Here is a 13,512-nt window from a genome sequence, read left to right as displayed (position 1 = left end):
ACCTACTCTAGCCATGCCAGGCGCGCGGAAGCGGCTATGAATAGACCACCTGAGCCTACGGGTTGGCTGCCCGGCTGCCGTGGGGGATAACGACGTCGTCCGCGGCGCGCGCGGCGGCCGGGAACAGCAGGAGCAGCAGGCCCAGGCCCACGGCGGCGCCCGCCAGCTGGGCGACCACAAACGGGGGTACGGAGCCGGGGGCGATGCCGGCGAAGGTGTCGCTGAAGATCCGGCCTACGGTCACTGCGGGGTTGGCGAACGAGGTTGAGGAGGCGAACCAGTACGCCGCCCCGATATAGGCGCCCACGGCGGGTGCGGCGAGGGCGCCGCGGTTCGTGGCGGCGAGGGCGAAGATCAGCAGGACCAGCCCGGCGGTGGCCACGACTTCGCTCATCAGGTGCCCGCCGCTTGCCCGGTCCTTGGCGGAGAAGGAGGTCCCGACGTCGAACATCGCGTTGGCGAGCACGCTGCCACCGATGGCCCCGGTTACCTGGGCGGCGACGTAGGCGCCGAGGTCCGGCAGGGTCAGGCCCGAATGGCTGCGCCGGCCGAGGAACCAGTCTGCCAGGGAGACGACGGGGTTGAAATGCGCTCCGCTGACCGGGCCGAACACCAGGATCAGCACCGTCAGGCCAAGGACCGTGGCGGTGCTGTTCTGGAGCAGCTGCAGGCCCACGTCGTTGGGGGAGAGCTGCTGGGCGGCGATCCCGGACCCCACGACGATGGCAACGAGCAGGGCGGTGCCGAGCAGTTCGGCGACGGCGCGGCGCCACAGCGGCGGCTGGTTCAAAGTCATGCCACCAGCTTGACGCACCAAGAATAGCTCAGTCAAAATTGAATCAATGAAGATTGAGCCAGCTTCCGACTTTGAAGCGCGCGTCGCCCGGCATGCGGCCCTCGCCGACCCGGCGCGCCTGCGCATCGTTGATCTCCTGACGCTCGGGGATTTCTCGCCCACGGAACTGCAGGCCGAGCTGGACATGTCCTCCAGCCTGCTCGCACACCACCTCAAAACCCTGGAGGACGCCGGGCTCGCAACCCGGCACCGCTCCGAGGCGGACAGGCGCCGCAGCTACCTCCGGCTGGCCGCCGGGGCGCTGGACGGGCTGGTTCCCGGCGCGGTCCACGGCGCGCAGCGGGTCCTGTTCGTCTGCACGCGCAACAGCGCCCGCTCCCAGCTGGCCGCAGCCCTCTGGAGCCAGGCGAGTGCCGTCCCTTCAGCGTCCGCCGGGACGCACCCCGCGGACCGCATCGCCCCCGGGGCCGTCGACGCCGCCCGCCGCCACGGGCTCCACCTTCCCGCCGTCGCGCCCCAGGCACTGGATGACGTCGCCGGTGACGCGGATTTTGTGGTGACTGTATGCGACAACGCGCACGAGGAACTGACCGGGCTGGCGGGAATCCACTGGTCCATCCCGGACCCGCTGCGCCTCGGCACCAAGGACGCCTTCGACGCTGCCTTTGCGGACATCGCCAGCCGGGTCGCGGACCTCGCCCCCCGCATTACCGCTGCCTGATACAGCCGGGGAGCTTTTCACAACCACATATTGACATTTATCAATGTACGGCCAGATACTCGCTATATCGATCATCATCAATGTTTGGTTCGAGAGTGTCAGCACGGCCGCAGTCCAACCCAACCGATACCAGGAGACAACCCGTGAGCACCGAAACCGCCAAGAAGCCCTCCGTCCTGTTCGTCTGCGTCCACAACGCCGGCCGTTCCCAGATGGCAGCCGCGTTCCTCAGCACGCTTGGCAAGGGCCAGATCGAGGTCCGCTCCGCCGGGTCCCAGCCCGCCGAAAAGATCAACCCCGCCGCCGTTGAAGCCATGGCAGAGCTGGGCATCGACATGTCCGCCGAGGTGCCCAAGGTCCTCACCACCGAGGCCGTCAAGGAGTCCGACGTGGTGATCACCATGGGCTGCGGCGACGAGTGCCCGTACTTCCCCGGCAAGCGCTACGAGGACTGGGTGCTGGAGGACCCGGCCGGCAAGGGCGTCGAGTCCGTCCGCCCTATCCGCGATGAGATCAAGAGCCGCATCGAGGGCCTGATCGACTCCCTGACCCCGGCCGTCAAGTAACCCGGATCTGACAGGGGAGGGGGTGAGCCTCATGACCAACGGATGCTGCGGCGACTCAGGTTGCTGCGACGACGAGGACTGCTGCTGACCCCCACCCAACTAGGTAGCAGTAAGTGTCGTTTTGGGGCCTCAAAACGACAGTTACTGCTACCTAGTTGGGCAACCCGGCCGCTAACAGCACCGCACCACCATTACGGATGAACGAGGACACCATGGATGCAGCGAAGAACCTTCCAGTCGGCGTGATCGGCGCCGGGCCCGTTGGCCTGGCCGCCGCCGCCCACCTGCTGGAGCGGGGCCTGGAACCGCTGATCTTTGAAGCAGGTACGACGGCGGGCGCGGCCATCGAGCACTGGCGCCACATCCGTCTTTTCTCACCGTGGCGGTTCAACACGGACGCCGCCGCCATCCGCCTCCTGGAAGCCGCCGGCTGGGAAGCGCCCCGGCCTACAGCACTGCCCTACGGCGGGGAGCTGATCGACAAGTATCTTGCGCCCCTGGCCGCCCTTCCGCAGATCTCTTCCCGCCTGCAGACCGGCGCACGCGTCACCGCCGTCACCCGGCAGGGCCTGGACAAGACCCACATCAAAGGCCGGGACACCACACCCTTCGTGGTGCGCGTCGAGCACGCCGACGGTGAAACCCGGGACCACACCGTGGCAGCGGTCATCGACGCCTCCGGCACCTGGTCCACCCGCAACCCGCTGGGCACCTCGGGCCTTCCAGCTATCGGCGAAGAAGCAGCAGGGGAGCGGATCTCGGCGCCGCTGCCCGACGTTGCCGGCCGTGACCGTGCCGCCTTTGCCGGCCGCCGGGTCCTGGTGGTCGGTGCCGGACACTCCGCCGCCAACACCCTCATCAACCTTTCTGACCTCGCCAAGGAAGTGCCGGACACCCGGATCCTGTGGGCCGTCCGTGGCGCAACTGCGGACAAGGTCTACGGCGGAGGCGACCTCGACGGGTTGCCTGCCCGCGGCCAGCTGGGCGGCCGGGTCCGCCGGCTCGTAGAGGCCGGAAAGATCGAACTGCACACCGGCTTCGGGATCAGCTCGATCAAATTTCTGGACTCCTCCGTCACCGTCGGCGCGGTGGACGGCCGCACCCTCGAGGCCGACGTCGTGGTTCCGTGCACGGGGTTCCGCCCTGACCTGGACATCCTGCGCGAGCTCCGCCTCAACCTGGACCCCGCCGTCGAAGCGCCGATGGAACTGGGCCCGCTGATCGACCCCGAATTCCACTCCTGCGGCACTGTCCCGCCGCACGGAGCGAAGCTGCTCGCCCACCCGGACAAGGACTTCTACATCGTGGGGATGAAGTCTTACGGCCGGGCACCCACCTTCCTGCTGGCCACCGGCTACGAGCAGGTCCGCTCCGTGACCGCCGCCCTCGCCGGCGACCAGGAATCAGCCGACGCCGTCCACCTCGAACTCCCCGAAACCGGGGTCTGCTCCACGGACGCCGGCACCAGCTGCGACGTCCCCGCCACGGCGCTGGCGGCAGAGGCCTCAGAGTCCGGTTGCTGCGCCGCACCCGAACCGGTGCTGGTGGGCTTCCCCACCGGCCTGGCCCACGGCCGCTCCGGCACCGCCAACTGAAAAGGAAACAACCTCCTCATGGCCCAGGAATGGCCGGACGGGCCCGTTGTCGTCGGCGTTGAATGGAACTTTTCCGAGCACCTGGTCCGCACTGCAGCGGCCCTCGCGGCGGCAATGGGAGAGCACCTGATCTGCGCGTTTGTCGATCCGGCCAGCTACCTCACGGAATGGGCGCCGGTGAACCAGCGGATAGCACTGTCCCTGGATCCGAGCATCAACGAAGAAGCCGAGTTCCCTTCAGCGCACCTGCAGCGGAGGCTTGAAAATGTTCTCGGGGAGCCGGGGGAGTCCTGGTCCTTCCGGGTACTGAACGGCGATGTTTCCAAGGCCCTGAACCGCCTGGCCAGGAACACCGATGCGGCGCTGCTCGTGGTGGGCGCCGGCCGGCCGGGGTCCGTGGCGTGGCTGGACAGGGTCCTTGAGGGATCCGTGCCTGCCGCCCTGATCCGGCATCAGCAGCGGCCCGTCCTCGTTGTTCCGGAGGGCGGGTAGGCGGGTCGTGAGCGTACGACGGCGGCACGCGGTTTGCGCTTATTGGTGCGGACCGGGTGGGCTACTTGTGGGCGAGGCGCAGCTTTGCCGCCCGTTCCACAAGGAGCGGTACGTAGTCCCGGACGGGCCCGTCGTCGAGCAGGCCGTGCTCTTCGGCAACCACGTCTTCAATGAGGGAGCGTTGGTGTTGGGGGAACCGCTCGGCCAGCCGGTCGATGACAGCCATCAGCGCTTCAGGTTCTTTGGTCATCCCCAAAGCTTCGGGCCTGCCGGCCGGGAGAGTCAACAACCATTTTTAATCGCCGCGCTCATCTGGGATCGCTGACGCCGTCGTACGTAGGATCGTCCACTCGTTGACCAAATTGCTTGCCTGTAACGTCAGTTTTGGAAAGCCCGTCGGTCCCCCACCGGCGGGCTTTCTTCGTCCCCGCACAGTGCTTCCAGTTCGCTCAGTACTGACAGCCTGTTGCTGCTCTTGCAGGGTGGGTGTAGCAGAAGCGAGCATTGGTCATGGAAGACCTGCGGCAGGCAGCCACCATGCTCTTAGGGCGTGCGGATGTGTCCTTGATTGACCTTTGGATCTCCTATTGGAACCACGGCGGGCGCTGCCATCCCTTCGAATTCGACGCCTTTATTTATGGCATTCTGGTTGTCCGCTGGTTTGATGTGGAAGCTCTCGCATCCGCGCTTGAAGAACTCTCCGTGGACGCGGCCTGAAGTCACTTACGAATGCAGCGCGAAGTCCTCCAGCGCCCACGCCAGGATTTTCAGGTCAAAGGCGTCAAGAACCATGAGGTCGTAAAGGCAGGCGTCGAACTCAACCAAGCCTGCGTTCCCGCCGTTTCCCCAGTACCAGCCCCACAGAACCGGAAGTGAGGAGGCATCGTCGCGGACGAGAGCCTTCGCCTGTGCCAAAGGATCCAGCATGAGAACCTACCCACTGCCGCCGGCACCGAAATGCAAGGCGAAAGACAGTAATTCAAAGGCCTCCGCAGCGGAAGCGTCCTTTCATGGTCCCAGATTCCGCCCCGCAAGTAACCCCTTGACAGTGTTCAACCTAAACCTGCAAAGCAGCCAAGCGGCTATGGAGGTCCTAGTTGTCGGCGCGCTGGGCGTCCAGCCACTGACGCACCACGTCCAGCACCTCGTCCGGATCAGAGGTGGCAAACCTGTTCGGCTCCCCGGCCGTCGCCTTGCCGTACGTGATCCGGGCCCTGAAACTGGACCCGCCGTTTGGCTCAAGCCAGGTCCGGATCACCATCGTCTCGCCGCTCAGGGCGTCCCCGCCCCCGTCCGCGGCGCCTGTGCCGCCGTCGTCCGTCATGATGTCCCCCAACTATCGTTCGTCTACCTGCCCCGATCCTGCGGCATAAGCATCAGGAACGTGCGGGATTTTCTGAAAGATTGGCGCAAGGTTGGGCGGCGCGGGGGTGAAAACGCTTCAGGTCCGGGCTCTGCGCTTGACCCAGCCCCAGGCGGCTGTGGCGGCGAACAGCACCAGGCCAATGAGGGCCAGCCACAACAGGCCCTCGATGATGAAGCCCAGGATGGACAGAACAAGCCAGATGATCAGCAGTGTGATGATGAGTCCCATGTCCGAAGCCTAGTCCCAAGACACTGGCACGGACACGGGCGGTACAGCTACCCGGGCGTCGTCCCGCCCCCGCTCTTTTGGGCGAGCCGCTGGAGTTGCCAGTCATGCACCTCCGGAAGCCAGTCCAACGGGGCCAGTGGACCAACCCGCGGGTCATCGGGAGCACGGCCGTCCCGCAAGGCCTGCACGTACGCGCGGTCCAACGCGATGCGTGCCCGCACTTGTTCAGCTCCGCCCACTGAGCCGTGCCCGGGGATGACCGCATCAGCGGCGTCTGCAACGCCGTCGAACAGCCCTAACGCGGCAAGGTAGTCGCCCAGCGGATCCGCGGCCTCCAGATCGAGGAACGGCATCAGGATGTCCGAGAGCATGTCGCCGGCGACCAGGACCCGGCGCTCCTCGATCAACAGCGCACCATGGCCCGGGGCATGGGCCTGATGCTCGATGATCCGTATTCTGGGGCCCTCCCAGGGAAGGTGGGCAGCGCCGGCGGGCAGGCCGGTGATAAGGCCGAGCAGATCCATCGGGATCTCGTCGGCGTACTCCGGCGGCAGCCCCTCGGCTACGCGCTCCTTCCAGTCCGCGCTGGCCAGCACATCCCGGATCGAGGCGGCGCAGCGGGCCGTGCCATAGCGGGGCGCGTCGCCAAAGTCCGGGTGCCAGAGCACGTGGTCCCAGTCCGGATGCGTGGAGAAGCCTGCCACCACGGGCTGGCCCAGCCGGCGGAGGTCGTTGGCGAGGTCCGCCATTTCGCCGCTGGTGATGCCGGGGTCGATAAGCAGCACACCGTCCCGGCCCTGCACCACAACGGAATTGCTCTGGATGAACTCGCTCTCGTGGACCAGAACGCCCTCAGCCACTTCCTTCAGCATCGAATGCCTTCCGCTTGTGGGGTGGAACCGCTAGTGGAGACGGTAGGGCCTGCCGGGAGCGGGAGGCAAGCGCCATGGGACGTTCCCCACAGCCAGCCCTTTTGCTCCGTGGGAGCGGGTGCAGACTTTGGGCCCCGCGCTACGATGGGTTGGTGACGTATCCACGGCCCCGTATCCCGCGCTCCTGCGCGGAAGCGGCCGAGGCCTTCCCGAAGCGGCTGCTGCTGACAAAGCGCGCCAGCGGAACCAACGGGTGGATGAGCTCCTGGGGTACCAACGCGCACGGCGAAATCGCCGGCTGCCCGCCACCACGGACCTAGCCCGCGTCCGCCTCTCTCGAACAGGGACCACGGACGTGTTGTTCTGCGTGCCCAAACTCAACGAGAGCGTCCTAATGTCACCTGATTCTTCTTTCCTGCCCGTCAACCAGCAGCCGCATTCGATCTGGCGCGGTATCCATCAAACGCTCAAACAGGACACGGTGGGCGGTGCGTTGCTGCTCGGCGCCACTGTTCTAGCACTCGTCCTCGCGAATTCCGGTGCTGCCGGCTGGTACTCAGCGCTGCGCGACTTCACCTTCGGTCCCGAGTCCTTGCACCTGAACCTCAGCGTCGGTGCCTGGGCAGCGGACGGGCTGCTGGCGATCTTTTTCTTCGTCGTGGGACTGGAGTTGAAGGAGGAATTTGTTGCCGGAAAGCTCCGGAACCCGAAGACCGCCATCGTCCCGATCGCGGCCGCTGCCGGGGGAGTAATAGCCCCCGCCCTGATCTTCGTCCTGGTAAACCTGTCTGCCGGAGGCGACGCGTTGAAGGGCTGGGCGATCCCTGCCGCCACGGACATCGCTTTCGCCGTTGCAGTGCTGGCCGTCGTCGGCAGGCACCTGCCGCCGGCGCTGCGGACGTTCCTGCTGACGCTGGCGGTGGTTGACGATCTGCTGGCCATCACGATCATCGCGGTGTTCTACACCAGCAGCATCGATGTCCTGGCCCTCGCCTTGGCTCTTGTCCCGCTGGCGCTGTTTGCTCTTGCCGTGCAGCGCGGAGTCCGGGCGTGGTGGGTGCTGATACCGCTGGGTGTTGCCACCTGGGCGCTGGTCCATGCCTCCGGCGTCCACGCCACGGTGGCAGGAGTGCTGTTGGGCTTTATGGTCCCTGTGATTGCGACCAGGCGCGCCCGGGTGAATGCCGGGACAGGGGCAGACGGTTCCCCGGTTTATGAGGGACTGGCTGCCCACTTCGCTGACCGGTGGAGCGTGGTTTCCTCAGGCGTGGCCGTGCCGCTGTTTGCCTTCTTCTCGGCCGGCGTCGCGTTCGGTGGCCTGGACGGACTTGCCCAGTCGTTTACGGACAGCATCGCCTTGGGCATCATCGCCGGGCTCGTTGTGGGCAAGGTCCTGGGGATCACCGGCACGACGTATCTCGTGACACGCTTCCGGGGCATCAGCCTCGATGACAGTATCCGCTGGGCCGACCTCGTGGGCATGGCTTTCGTGGGCGGCATCGGATTCACCGTTTCACTGCTGGTTGGAGAACTTTCCTACGGCGCCAACGGTGACGCAGGAGACAGGGTCAAAGTCGGCGTGCTGGCAGGGTCGCTCGTCGCCGCAATCATCGGGGCCCTGATCCTGGCTAAGCGCGACCGGTATTACCGCCATCAGGCGCGCACTCCCGTTACGGAAGCAGAGTCCCAGTAGGCCTCCGCTAACCGCTGGAGACAACGCCCGGATCCGGCAGGGGCAGTGGGCGCCAGTCCGCAACAAGCCCGCTCGATGCGTAGGACAGCTTGATGTTTACGTTGTACGTGCCCGGGCGCTTGAGGTCGGGCACCCAGATCTCGGCAACCCCGGCGTCGTGCGGGGTAGCGCCCACCACCCGGTACGCGAGGTTCTCTGCCTGCCATGTGTGCGGAACGTCCAGTCCGTCCAGGGACCACGTCAGGAGCAGGGGAATGTTTTGCAGTCCCTCGAGGTCCACCCGGACTGCCACGGTCCAGCCGTGTGGATCCTCGCCCTCCGGGCCGGAAGTTGCCTCAACTTCCTCGAGGGCCTGGGCCAGCTCCTCAGCCACGCGTGCCGGCGGAAGCTGCGTGCCGGCGTCGTCAACTGCCTCGATCACCAGCGACCTCGCGGTGTACTCCCGCGCACGGGGCGCGTAGGCCTGCATGGGCGGCTGCGCCACCACATCATCGAGGAACTCCTCGGAAATGGAGGTCAACGCCGGGATGGTCTCCGGCGGCGGGCTGGGGGAGGGCGACGGGCTGCCGGATGAGGTGCTGATCGACGGCGTCGGGCTGCTGGTCGCTGTGGTGAAGGTTGGCGAGGGGCTGGGGGTTGGTGTCGTTGTCGTAAACGTGGGCAAGGGTTTGACGGTCGGCGTGGGCTCCGGAACCAGCGTCGGCACCGGAACCAAGGTTGGCTTCGGAAGGACGGGCGTGGCCGGCAGCCAGCCAAGGGACGCGGCGTCCGGGACGGGAGCGAGGGGCAGGTCCTTGCCGATGCCCTCCGGGGCAAAGCCGGTGAGCGTGGTGCGTTTGATGATGTGGATGGACTCGATCCGGGCGAGGTCCTCGTCGGCCGGCGGGAAGATCTTCTCCCAGAAGTTGATGACGCCCAGGAGGGCCGCCGCCAGCGCGCCGGCAGCGATGATGAGCTCTCTGGGGCGCCGGTACCAGGGAGGTCGCGGTTCCGGTCTGCGCTTTCTGGCCACGTCACTGCCTCCTCCCAAGTCCACCGCAGCACGCGTTACTGCCGCGTTACTGCCCGGGTGCAGAAGGCAACGTACGACGGCGGCCCGCGCCCGGCGTCGTACCTCACGACAGTGCCGCCAAAGGTTGGTCCCTGCCGCGTGGGGGCCCGACCGGAACGGGCATGGATCGTCGGCCCCGGCCGGGTGGCGCATGGCTAACGTGGACCCATCATCAAACGCAGGAGTGGCAGTAAGTGGATCTTTGGAACAGGGCGATCGAGCACATCGAGCGGCAGATCAGCGACGGTGCGGAGCACCGCTCTGCCGGTGAGGTGGATGTGGCTGCGCTGGCGCGGATCACTCTGACATCGGAGCACCACTTCCGGCGGATGTTCTCGGTGCTGGCCGGAATGCCGGTCTCGGAGTATGTCCGGCGGCGCCGCATGACAGCCGCTGCGTCCGCCGTGGTCTCGGGTGATGAGCCGCTGCAGGACGTGGCTGTGCGCTTCGGCTACGCCTCGGCCGATGCCTTCAGCAGGGCTTTTCGTGCAGTGCACGGTGTGGGTCCGGCCGAGGCCCGCCGCGCCGGTGCCGTGCTGCGCTCGCAGCCCCCGCTGCGCTTCTCCCTCTCAGTGAAAGGAACACAACAGATGAACTACCGGCTGCAGAATGAGGACTCGTTCACTCTTGTGGGCCGGCGGCGGAGGATGCCGCTGGTCTACAACGGTCCCAACCTGGCATTGGAGCAGTTCCGTGAAGAGCTGGGCCTGGCCGTTCTCCGGGAGATCAGCAGCCTGTCCACCAGGTCCCCGCGCGGTGTGCTGGCCGTGAGCACGGATTTCGCCGAGGACCGGGCGGACGGAAGCACCTTCGAGTACTGGCTTGCGGCGGCCACCGACCAGTCACCTCCGGCGGGCAGCGGGCACGAGACACTCCAGGTCCCCGCCCGCCAGTGGTTGGTGCTGGAGTCGCAGGGCATGGAGACCGAGGAGGTCCAGCAGCTCTGGGCGAAAGCGTACGGCGAATGGTTCCCGGCCAACCCGTACGAACCGCTCCCGGAACCGGAGCTGCTGGCCACGGTCTTCGACCAGGAGGGGAAGCCGGACCACATGGAGCTGTGGCTGGCGGTGGCAGCTACTGGCTGAGCGTTCGGCTCCGAGTGATTGCACTGACAACGCTCACAGGTCCGGGTGTTATGTTCATCCCTAACTGCGAGACAGGGGGTGCCGCATGGGCCGACGAGTCCTTCCGCTGGCGGGCGTGCTCACGTTGGTTCTGGCTGCCAGCGCTTGCACAAACCAGGAGCCCCCGCCACCTCCCGAGGACACGGTGGGTGAGCAGGTGTACATCACGGCCTACACCTGGTTCGACAACACCCCTCCCGGCTCACCCATCATCAGCCACCCTGTCCTGCATAAGACGGCCGGCGGGACCGGCACCTACGAGGATCCGGTGACCATCGCCGTCGGGCATTCAAAGGAGACGGGGAAGGACGTTCTGGACTACCCAGCCGGGACCCGCATTTACCTGCCCAACGTGCGCCGGTACTTCATCGTGGAGGACACCTGCGGGGACGGTGACGCGCCCGAGGAAGGCCCGTGCCACACCGGGGCGGAGGAGTTCGGTGAGGCATCCATTTGGCTGGATATCTGGATCGGCGGCGAGGACGACGGCGCGGGGTTTGCCCGCCGCTGCACCAGGGAAGTCACGGGCGTGCACACAGCCGTCTTTGACCCTGCGGACAACTACGTGGTGGCCCCGGGGGACGGCGTCATCCACGACGGCGAGTGCGACTCCGGCTACGGCAACGAACTCGTCACCTGGTGATTTCCGCCGGCTGTTAGGAGTTGCTGTCCGACACCGCTGAGCTTACGGCCGTTGGGCTGTCGTACTCCTTGTCGGGGATGGCCTCAAGGGCTTCGATCACGTTGCTGTCAGCGCCGGAATCCTTTGCTTTGGACAGCAACGCATCGCGGCTCGCGGGGTAGTCCACGCCGCCGAGGAACTTCTGGATCTGGATGGGGTTCGGAGTGTCGGCCATGGTTTCGGTTCCCTTCCATGTGTGAGCTCTGAGGTCCGCGGCTCCTCCGCTGGCGCGCCGGGCCGCACAGAAGTTCATCCTAGGCCTGGACGTTCCGGCGGGGAAAGGGTGCCGCGCAAGAAAATAGCCATTGCCGGATAGATAGCAAGTGTGCTTACTATCTAACGAGTTACCCAACAATCAAAGGATCGCTGCCATGAAGAAACTGCTCTTCGCTTTGCTTCCCGTCATCTTCAAGCGGGTCATGCAGGCCAGGAAAGCTCGTCAGGCCCCCACTGCCCATCCCCGGCCGCCGCGGAACCGCCGCTTCTAAAACCTGTATGCGGATTCAGCCCAACTGAATGGAGGGTGGGTAACGCCGCAGTAACGCCCGTTGTGTCCTGATGGAAAGGGACCACCTCGAGTTTTGCGGAGGTTCCGGGATGCAGTCCTGAGCCGGCTCGTCCCTAGGCTGAGGAGGCGGCTAGTGACGTCGGGTAGAGCCCCGGGGAGCACGCCGCGCACCAATTTGAGCCGCGGGTTTCATTCCTCTTCGTCCCGGTCGGTGCGTTCTTCACGGATGAGCAAGGCGTCCAGCAGCAGCGGTGCTGACCTTAGCCACTCTGTCCTGCAATGGTTTGCCATCATTGCACCCCTCACCACCGTGGCAACCGCGCTTTCGTTTTGGTTCGGCTGGACAATGACGGCCACACGAACTGCGTACTTCGGCATTGACCAAAGCGTCCTGGAATATTCCACGGTGGATTATCTGCTGCGCAGTGCTGATGCCCTGATCGTTCCGGCGATCCTCCTCCTGCTCGTAAGCATTGTGGGCGTGGCGATTCATGCCGTTACACGCAGTATCATCCGGCGCGGCGTCGGCCTTGGATATGTTCAGCTGGCCGCCGGCTTCGTGCTTCTCGCTGGGATATTTTTCACCTCCCTCGGAGTGTGGACCATCTTCGAAGAGCCCCCGTTCAGGACACCTTTTCTCTTTGAGCCCGGTGCGCTTGGTGGTGGAATCGCAGTCAGTGCATATGCTTTCTGGGCCCTTCGGAGGACCGCGCTGGGTGACCAAAGGCTAAGGCGCCTGCCGATGTGGGAGAAACTTGGCTACGTTTCCGTGGTGCTCCTGGTGGTTCTGGCCCTATTCTGGGCTTGTTCGTTATATGCAGGAGCACTGGGCACGGGCAGGTCCAGGGATTACGAACGGGAGTTGAGCAAGCGTCCGTCCGTGACGGTCTACAGCCTGCATTCGCTCGCTCTTGGAGGCTCGGTGGTGGAGGAGAAGGTACCCGTTCCCGGCTCAAAGTACGGCTTCAAATACACCGGACTCAAATTCGTCACGCTCAGTTCCAACAAGTATTTCCTGCTGCCCGCCAACTGGTCCCGCGGTGCCGGCACCGCAATCGTTCTGGAGGAGAGCCCGGAATACCGGGTCGAATTCGAACCGGGAGAGGGATAAGCGATGAAGCTTCATTCCAGGGCCGCAGCCCTTTCATGCATTGCATTGGCTTCCCTATGTGCGTGTGGCGGGCCACCTGCAAACGGCGGACCATCCCCCAACGGCGCTACTGAATCCACACCTGTTTCCGTGACTCACCGGGTAAGAATTGGCGGTGACGACTGGCTCATTGAGCCCGGTGCGGGAAGCCCGATTGTTAGAGCCGGCACTATTGAATCCTTCGAAATCGTGAATGACACCAGCGAAGACCTGGTGCCGGATGTCGGGCTGGGCGGCAACACAACATTCCGGATAATTGTGAACACCTGCCCGGAAGGCGTGAAGCCGGGCAGGACGTGCATTGTGCGCGGCGAATGGTTGGCCGGTGGCCCGCGGAACGTCACCCTGGACGTGGCAGTTACCAACAAGAGCGCGCCCAGCAAACCCACGCAAAAGATTTCAGTCCCTCTTGAAGCCGCGTCCGGTTCTGACGCTCCGACGAAGAAAACTGTTGCGCCCACTCCGGTTTCCACGGCCACAACCTCAACATCGCCGTCCGCAACGTCAACAACCGGCACGTCCACGCCATCGACGACGACGAGCGTCACCTCACCGCCACCCACTACGGCGGCTCCGACACCATCTGCAACCAAAAGTGCCTCATAGCCTCCTACCTGCCCTGTCCACGGCAGGAGCTGATAGAGCGTCCGGTGAAAACCTGCAGGAGG

General features: G+C 65.3%; 20 protein-coding genes. 11 read left to right on the top strand and 9 right to left on the bottom strand.

The features are described 5' to 3' along the window. Positions 1–55: 55 nt before the first annotated feature. Positions 56–796, bottom strand: a complete 741-nt coding sequence (locus tag ACZ9BC_RS13895; protein ID WP_476246411.1) for an aquaporin — start codon at positions 794–796, stop codon at positions 56–58. Positions 797–842: 46 nt separating this feature from the next. Between ACZ9BC_RS13895 and ACZ9BC_RS13890 the strand changes: the two genes are divergently transcribed. From ACZ9BC_RS13890 to ACZ9BC_RS13875, 4 genes are all read left to right on the top strand, one after another. Beyond that, entirely contained in the window at positions 843–1,517 is a 675-nt protein-coding gene (locus tag ACZ9BC_RS13890; RefSeq protein ID WP_476246410.1) for an arsenate reductase/protein-tyrosine-phosphatase family protein, read from the top strand. 143 nt (positions 1,518–1,660) lie between these two features. Then, the gene (locus tag ACZ9BC_RS13885) at positions 1,661–2,083 is read left to right on the top strand and encodes an arsenate reductase ArsC (RefSeq protein WP_476246409.1); all 423 of its coding nucleotides are present in this window, start codon (positions 1,661–1,663) and stop codon (positions 2,081–2,083) included. Between the two features lie 212 nt (positions 2,084–2,295). Then, positions 2,296–3,678, top strand: coding sequence for an FAD-dependent oxidoreductase (locus ACZ9BC_RS13880; protein WP_476246502.1), 1,383 nt, complete (start codon positions 2,296–2,298; stop codon positions 3,676–3,678). Between the two features lie 18 nt (positions 3,679–3,696). Then, on the top strand, positions 3,697–4,170 hold the full coding sequence (locus ACZ9BC_RS13875) for a universal stress protein (protein WP_476246408.1): 474 nt from the start codon (positions 3,697–3,699) through the stop codon (positions 4,168–4,170). A gap of 61 nt (positions 4,171–4,231) precedes the next feature. On the opposite strand, the gene ACZ9BC_RS13870 is transcribed toward ACZ9BC_RS13875, so the two are convergent. Further along, entirely contained in the window at positions 4,232–4,420 is a 189-nt protein-coding gene (locus ACZ9BC_RS13870; protein WP_476246407.1) for a three-helix bundle dimerization domain-containing protein, read from the bottom strand. Positions 4,421–4,674: 254 nt separating this feature from the next. Here ACZ9BC_RS13870 and ACZ9BC_RS13865 point away from each other — a divergent pair, with 254 nt between their 5' ends. Next, complete coding sequence (locus ACZ9BC_RS13865; RefSeq protein WP_476246406.1) at positions 4,675–4,887, top strand: hypothetical protein; 213 nt, start codon at positions 4,675–4,677, stop codon at positions 4,885–4,887. A 6-nt stretch (positions 4,888–4,893) separates the two neighbouring features. Here ACZ9BC_RS13865 and ACZ9BC_RS13860 read toward each other — a convergent pair whose 3' ends face one another. The 4 genes from ACZ9BC_RS13860 to ACZ9BC_RS13845 form a co-directional block, all read right to left on the bottom strand. Then, positions 4,894–5,097 (bottom strand): hypothetical protein, encoded by a 204-nt coding sequence (locus ACZ9BC_RS13860; RefSeq protein ID WP_476246405.1) that lies wholly within the window; start codon positions 5,095–5,097, stop codon positions 4,894–4,896. A 166-nt stretch (positions 5,098–5,263) separates the two neighbouring features. Further along, on the bottom strand, positions 5,264–5,494 hold the full coding sequence (locus tag ACZ9BC_RS13855; RefSeq protein ID WP_476246404.1) for a hypothetical protein: 231 nt from the start codon (positions 5,492–5,494) through the stop codon (positions 5,264–5,266). Positions 5,495–5,611: 117 nt separating this feature from the next. Then, positions 5,612–5,764, bottom strand: a complete 153-nt coding sequence (locus ACZ9BC_RS13850) for an LPXTG cell wall anchor domain-containing protein (RefSeq protein ID WP_115525355.1) — start codon at positions 5,762–5,764, stop codon at positions 5,612–5,614. Positions 5,765–5,811: 47 nt separating this feature from the next. Further along, a complete protein-coding gene (locus ACZ9BC_RS13845) occupies positions 5,812–6,636 on the bottom strand; it encodes an MBL fold metallo-hydrolase (protein ID WP_476246403.1) in 825 nt (274 codons plus the stop codon). Positions 6,637–6,788: 152 nt separating this feature from the next. Here ACZ9BC_RS13845 and ACZ9BC_RS13840 point away from each other — a divergent pair, with 152 nt between their 5' ends. Together ACZ9BC_RS13840 and nhaA are read left to right on the top strand one after the other, a co-directional pair. After that, on the top strand, positions 6,789–6,956 hold the full coding sequence (locus tag ACZ9BC_RS13840; RefSeq protein WP_476246402.1) for a hypothetical protein: 168 nt from the start codon (positions 6,789–6,791) through the stop codon (positions 6,954–6,956). Positions 6,957–7,030: 74 nt separating this feature from the next. Next, a complete protein-coding gene (nhaA, locus tag ACZ9BC_RS13835; protein WP_476246401.1) occupies positions 7,031–8,329 on the top strand; it encodes a Na+/H+ antiporter NhaA in 1,299 nt (432 codons plus the stop codon). A 7-nt stretch (positions 8,330–8,336) separates the two neighbouring features. Here the strand turns inward: nhaA and ACZ9BC_RS13830 are convergent, their stop codons facing one another. After that, entirely contained in the window at positions 8,337–9,341 is a 1,005-nt protein-coding gene (locus ACZ9BC_RS13830) for a hypothetical protein (protein ID WP_476246400.1), read from the bottom strand. A 233-nt stretch (positions 9,342–9,574) separates the two neighbouring features. Here ACZ9BC_RS13830 and ACZ9BC_RS13825 point away from each other — a divergent pair, with 233 nt between their 5' ends. Together ACZ9BC_RS13825 and ACZ9BC_RS13820 are read left to right on the top strand one after the other, a co-directional pair. After that, positions 9,575–10,465, top strand: coding sequence for an AraC family transcriptional regulator (locus tag ACZ9BC_RS13825; RefSeq protein ID WP_476246399.1), 891 nt, complete (start codon positions 9,575–9,577; stop codon positions 10,463–10,465). Positions 10,466–10,550: 85 nt separating this feature from the next. Beyond that, on the top strand, positions 10,551–11,147 hold the full coding sequence (locus ACZ9BC_RS13820; RefSeq protein ID WP_476246398.1) for a hypothetical protein: 597 nt from the start codon (positions 10,551–10,553) through the stop codon (positions 11,145–11,147). Positions 11,148–11,160: 13 nt separating this feature from the next. On the opposite strand, the gene ACZ9BC_RS13815 is transcribed toward ACZ9BC_RS13820, so the two are convergent. Beyond that, positions 11,161–11,361, bottom strand: coding sequence for a DUF2795 domain-containing protein (locus ACZ9BC_RS13815; protein WP_476246397.1), 201 nt, complete (start codon positions 11,359–11,361; stop codon positions 11,161–11,163). A gap of 522 nt (positions 11,362–11,883) precedes the next feature. Beyond that, entirely contained in the window at positions 11,884–12,072 is a 189-nt protein-coding gene (locus ACZ9BC_RS13810; RefSeq protein ID WP_476246396.1) for a hypothetical protein, read from the bottom strand. Positions 12,073–12,100: 28 nt separating this feature from the next. On the opposite strand from ACZ9BC_RS13810, the gene ACZ9BC_RS13805 reads away from it, so the two are divergent. Continuing rightward, positions 12,101–12,805 carry a hypothetical protein gene (locus ACZ9BC_RS13805; protein WP_476246395.1) on the top strand — a complete coding sequence of 235 codons (705 nt, stop codon included), beginning with the start codon at positions 12,101–12,103 and terminating at the stop codon, positions 12,803–12,805. Positions 12,806–12,934: 129 nt separating this feature from the next. Continuing rightward, a complete protein-coding gene (locus ACZ9BC_RS13800; RefSeq protein ID WP_476246394.1) occupies positions 12,935–13,450 on the top strand; it encodes a hypothetical protein in 516 nt (171 codons plus the stop codon). The last annotated feature ends 62 nt before the right edge of the window (positions 13,451–13,512 follow it).

This window comes from Pseudarthrobacter sp. TE3704 (genome assembly GCF_056279405.1).
Note: the sequence above shows the minus strand (reverse complement) of the source record. Positions and strands in the feature narration are given on the sequence as shown.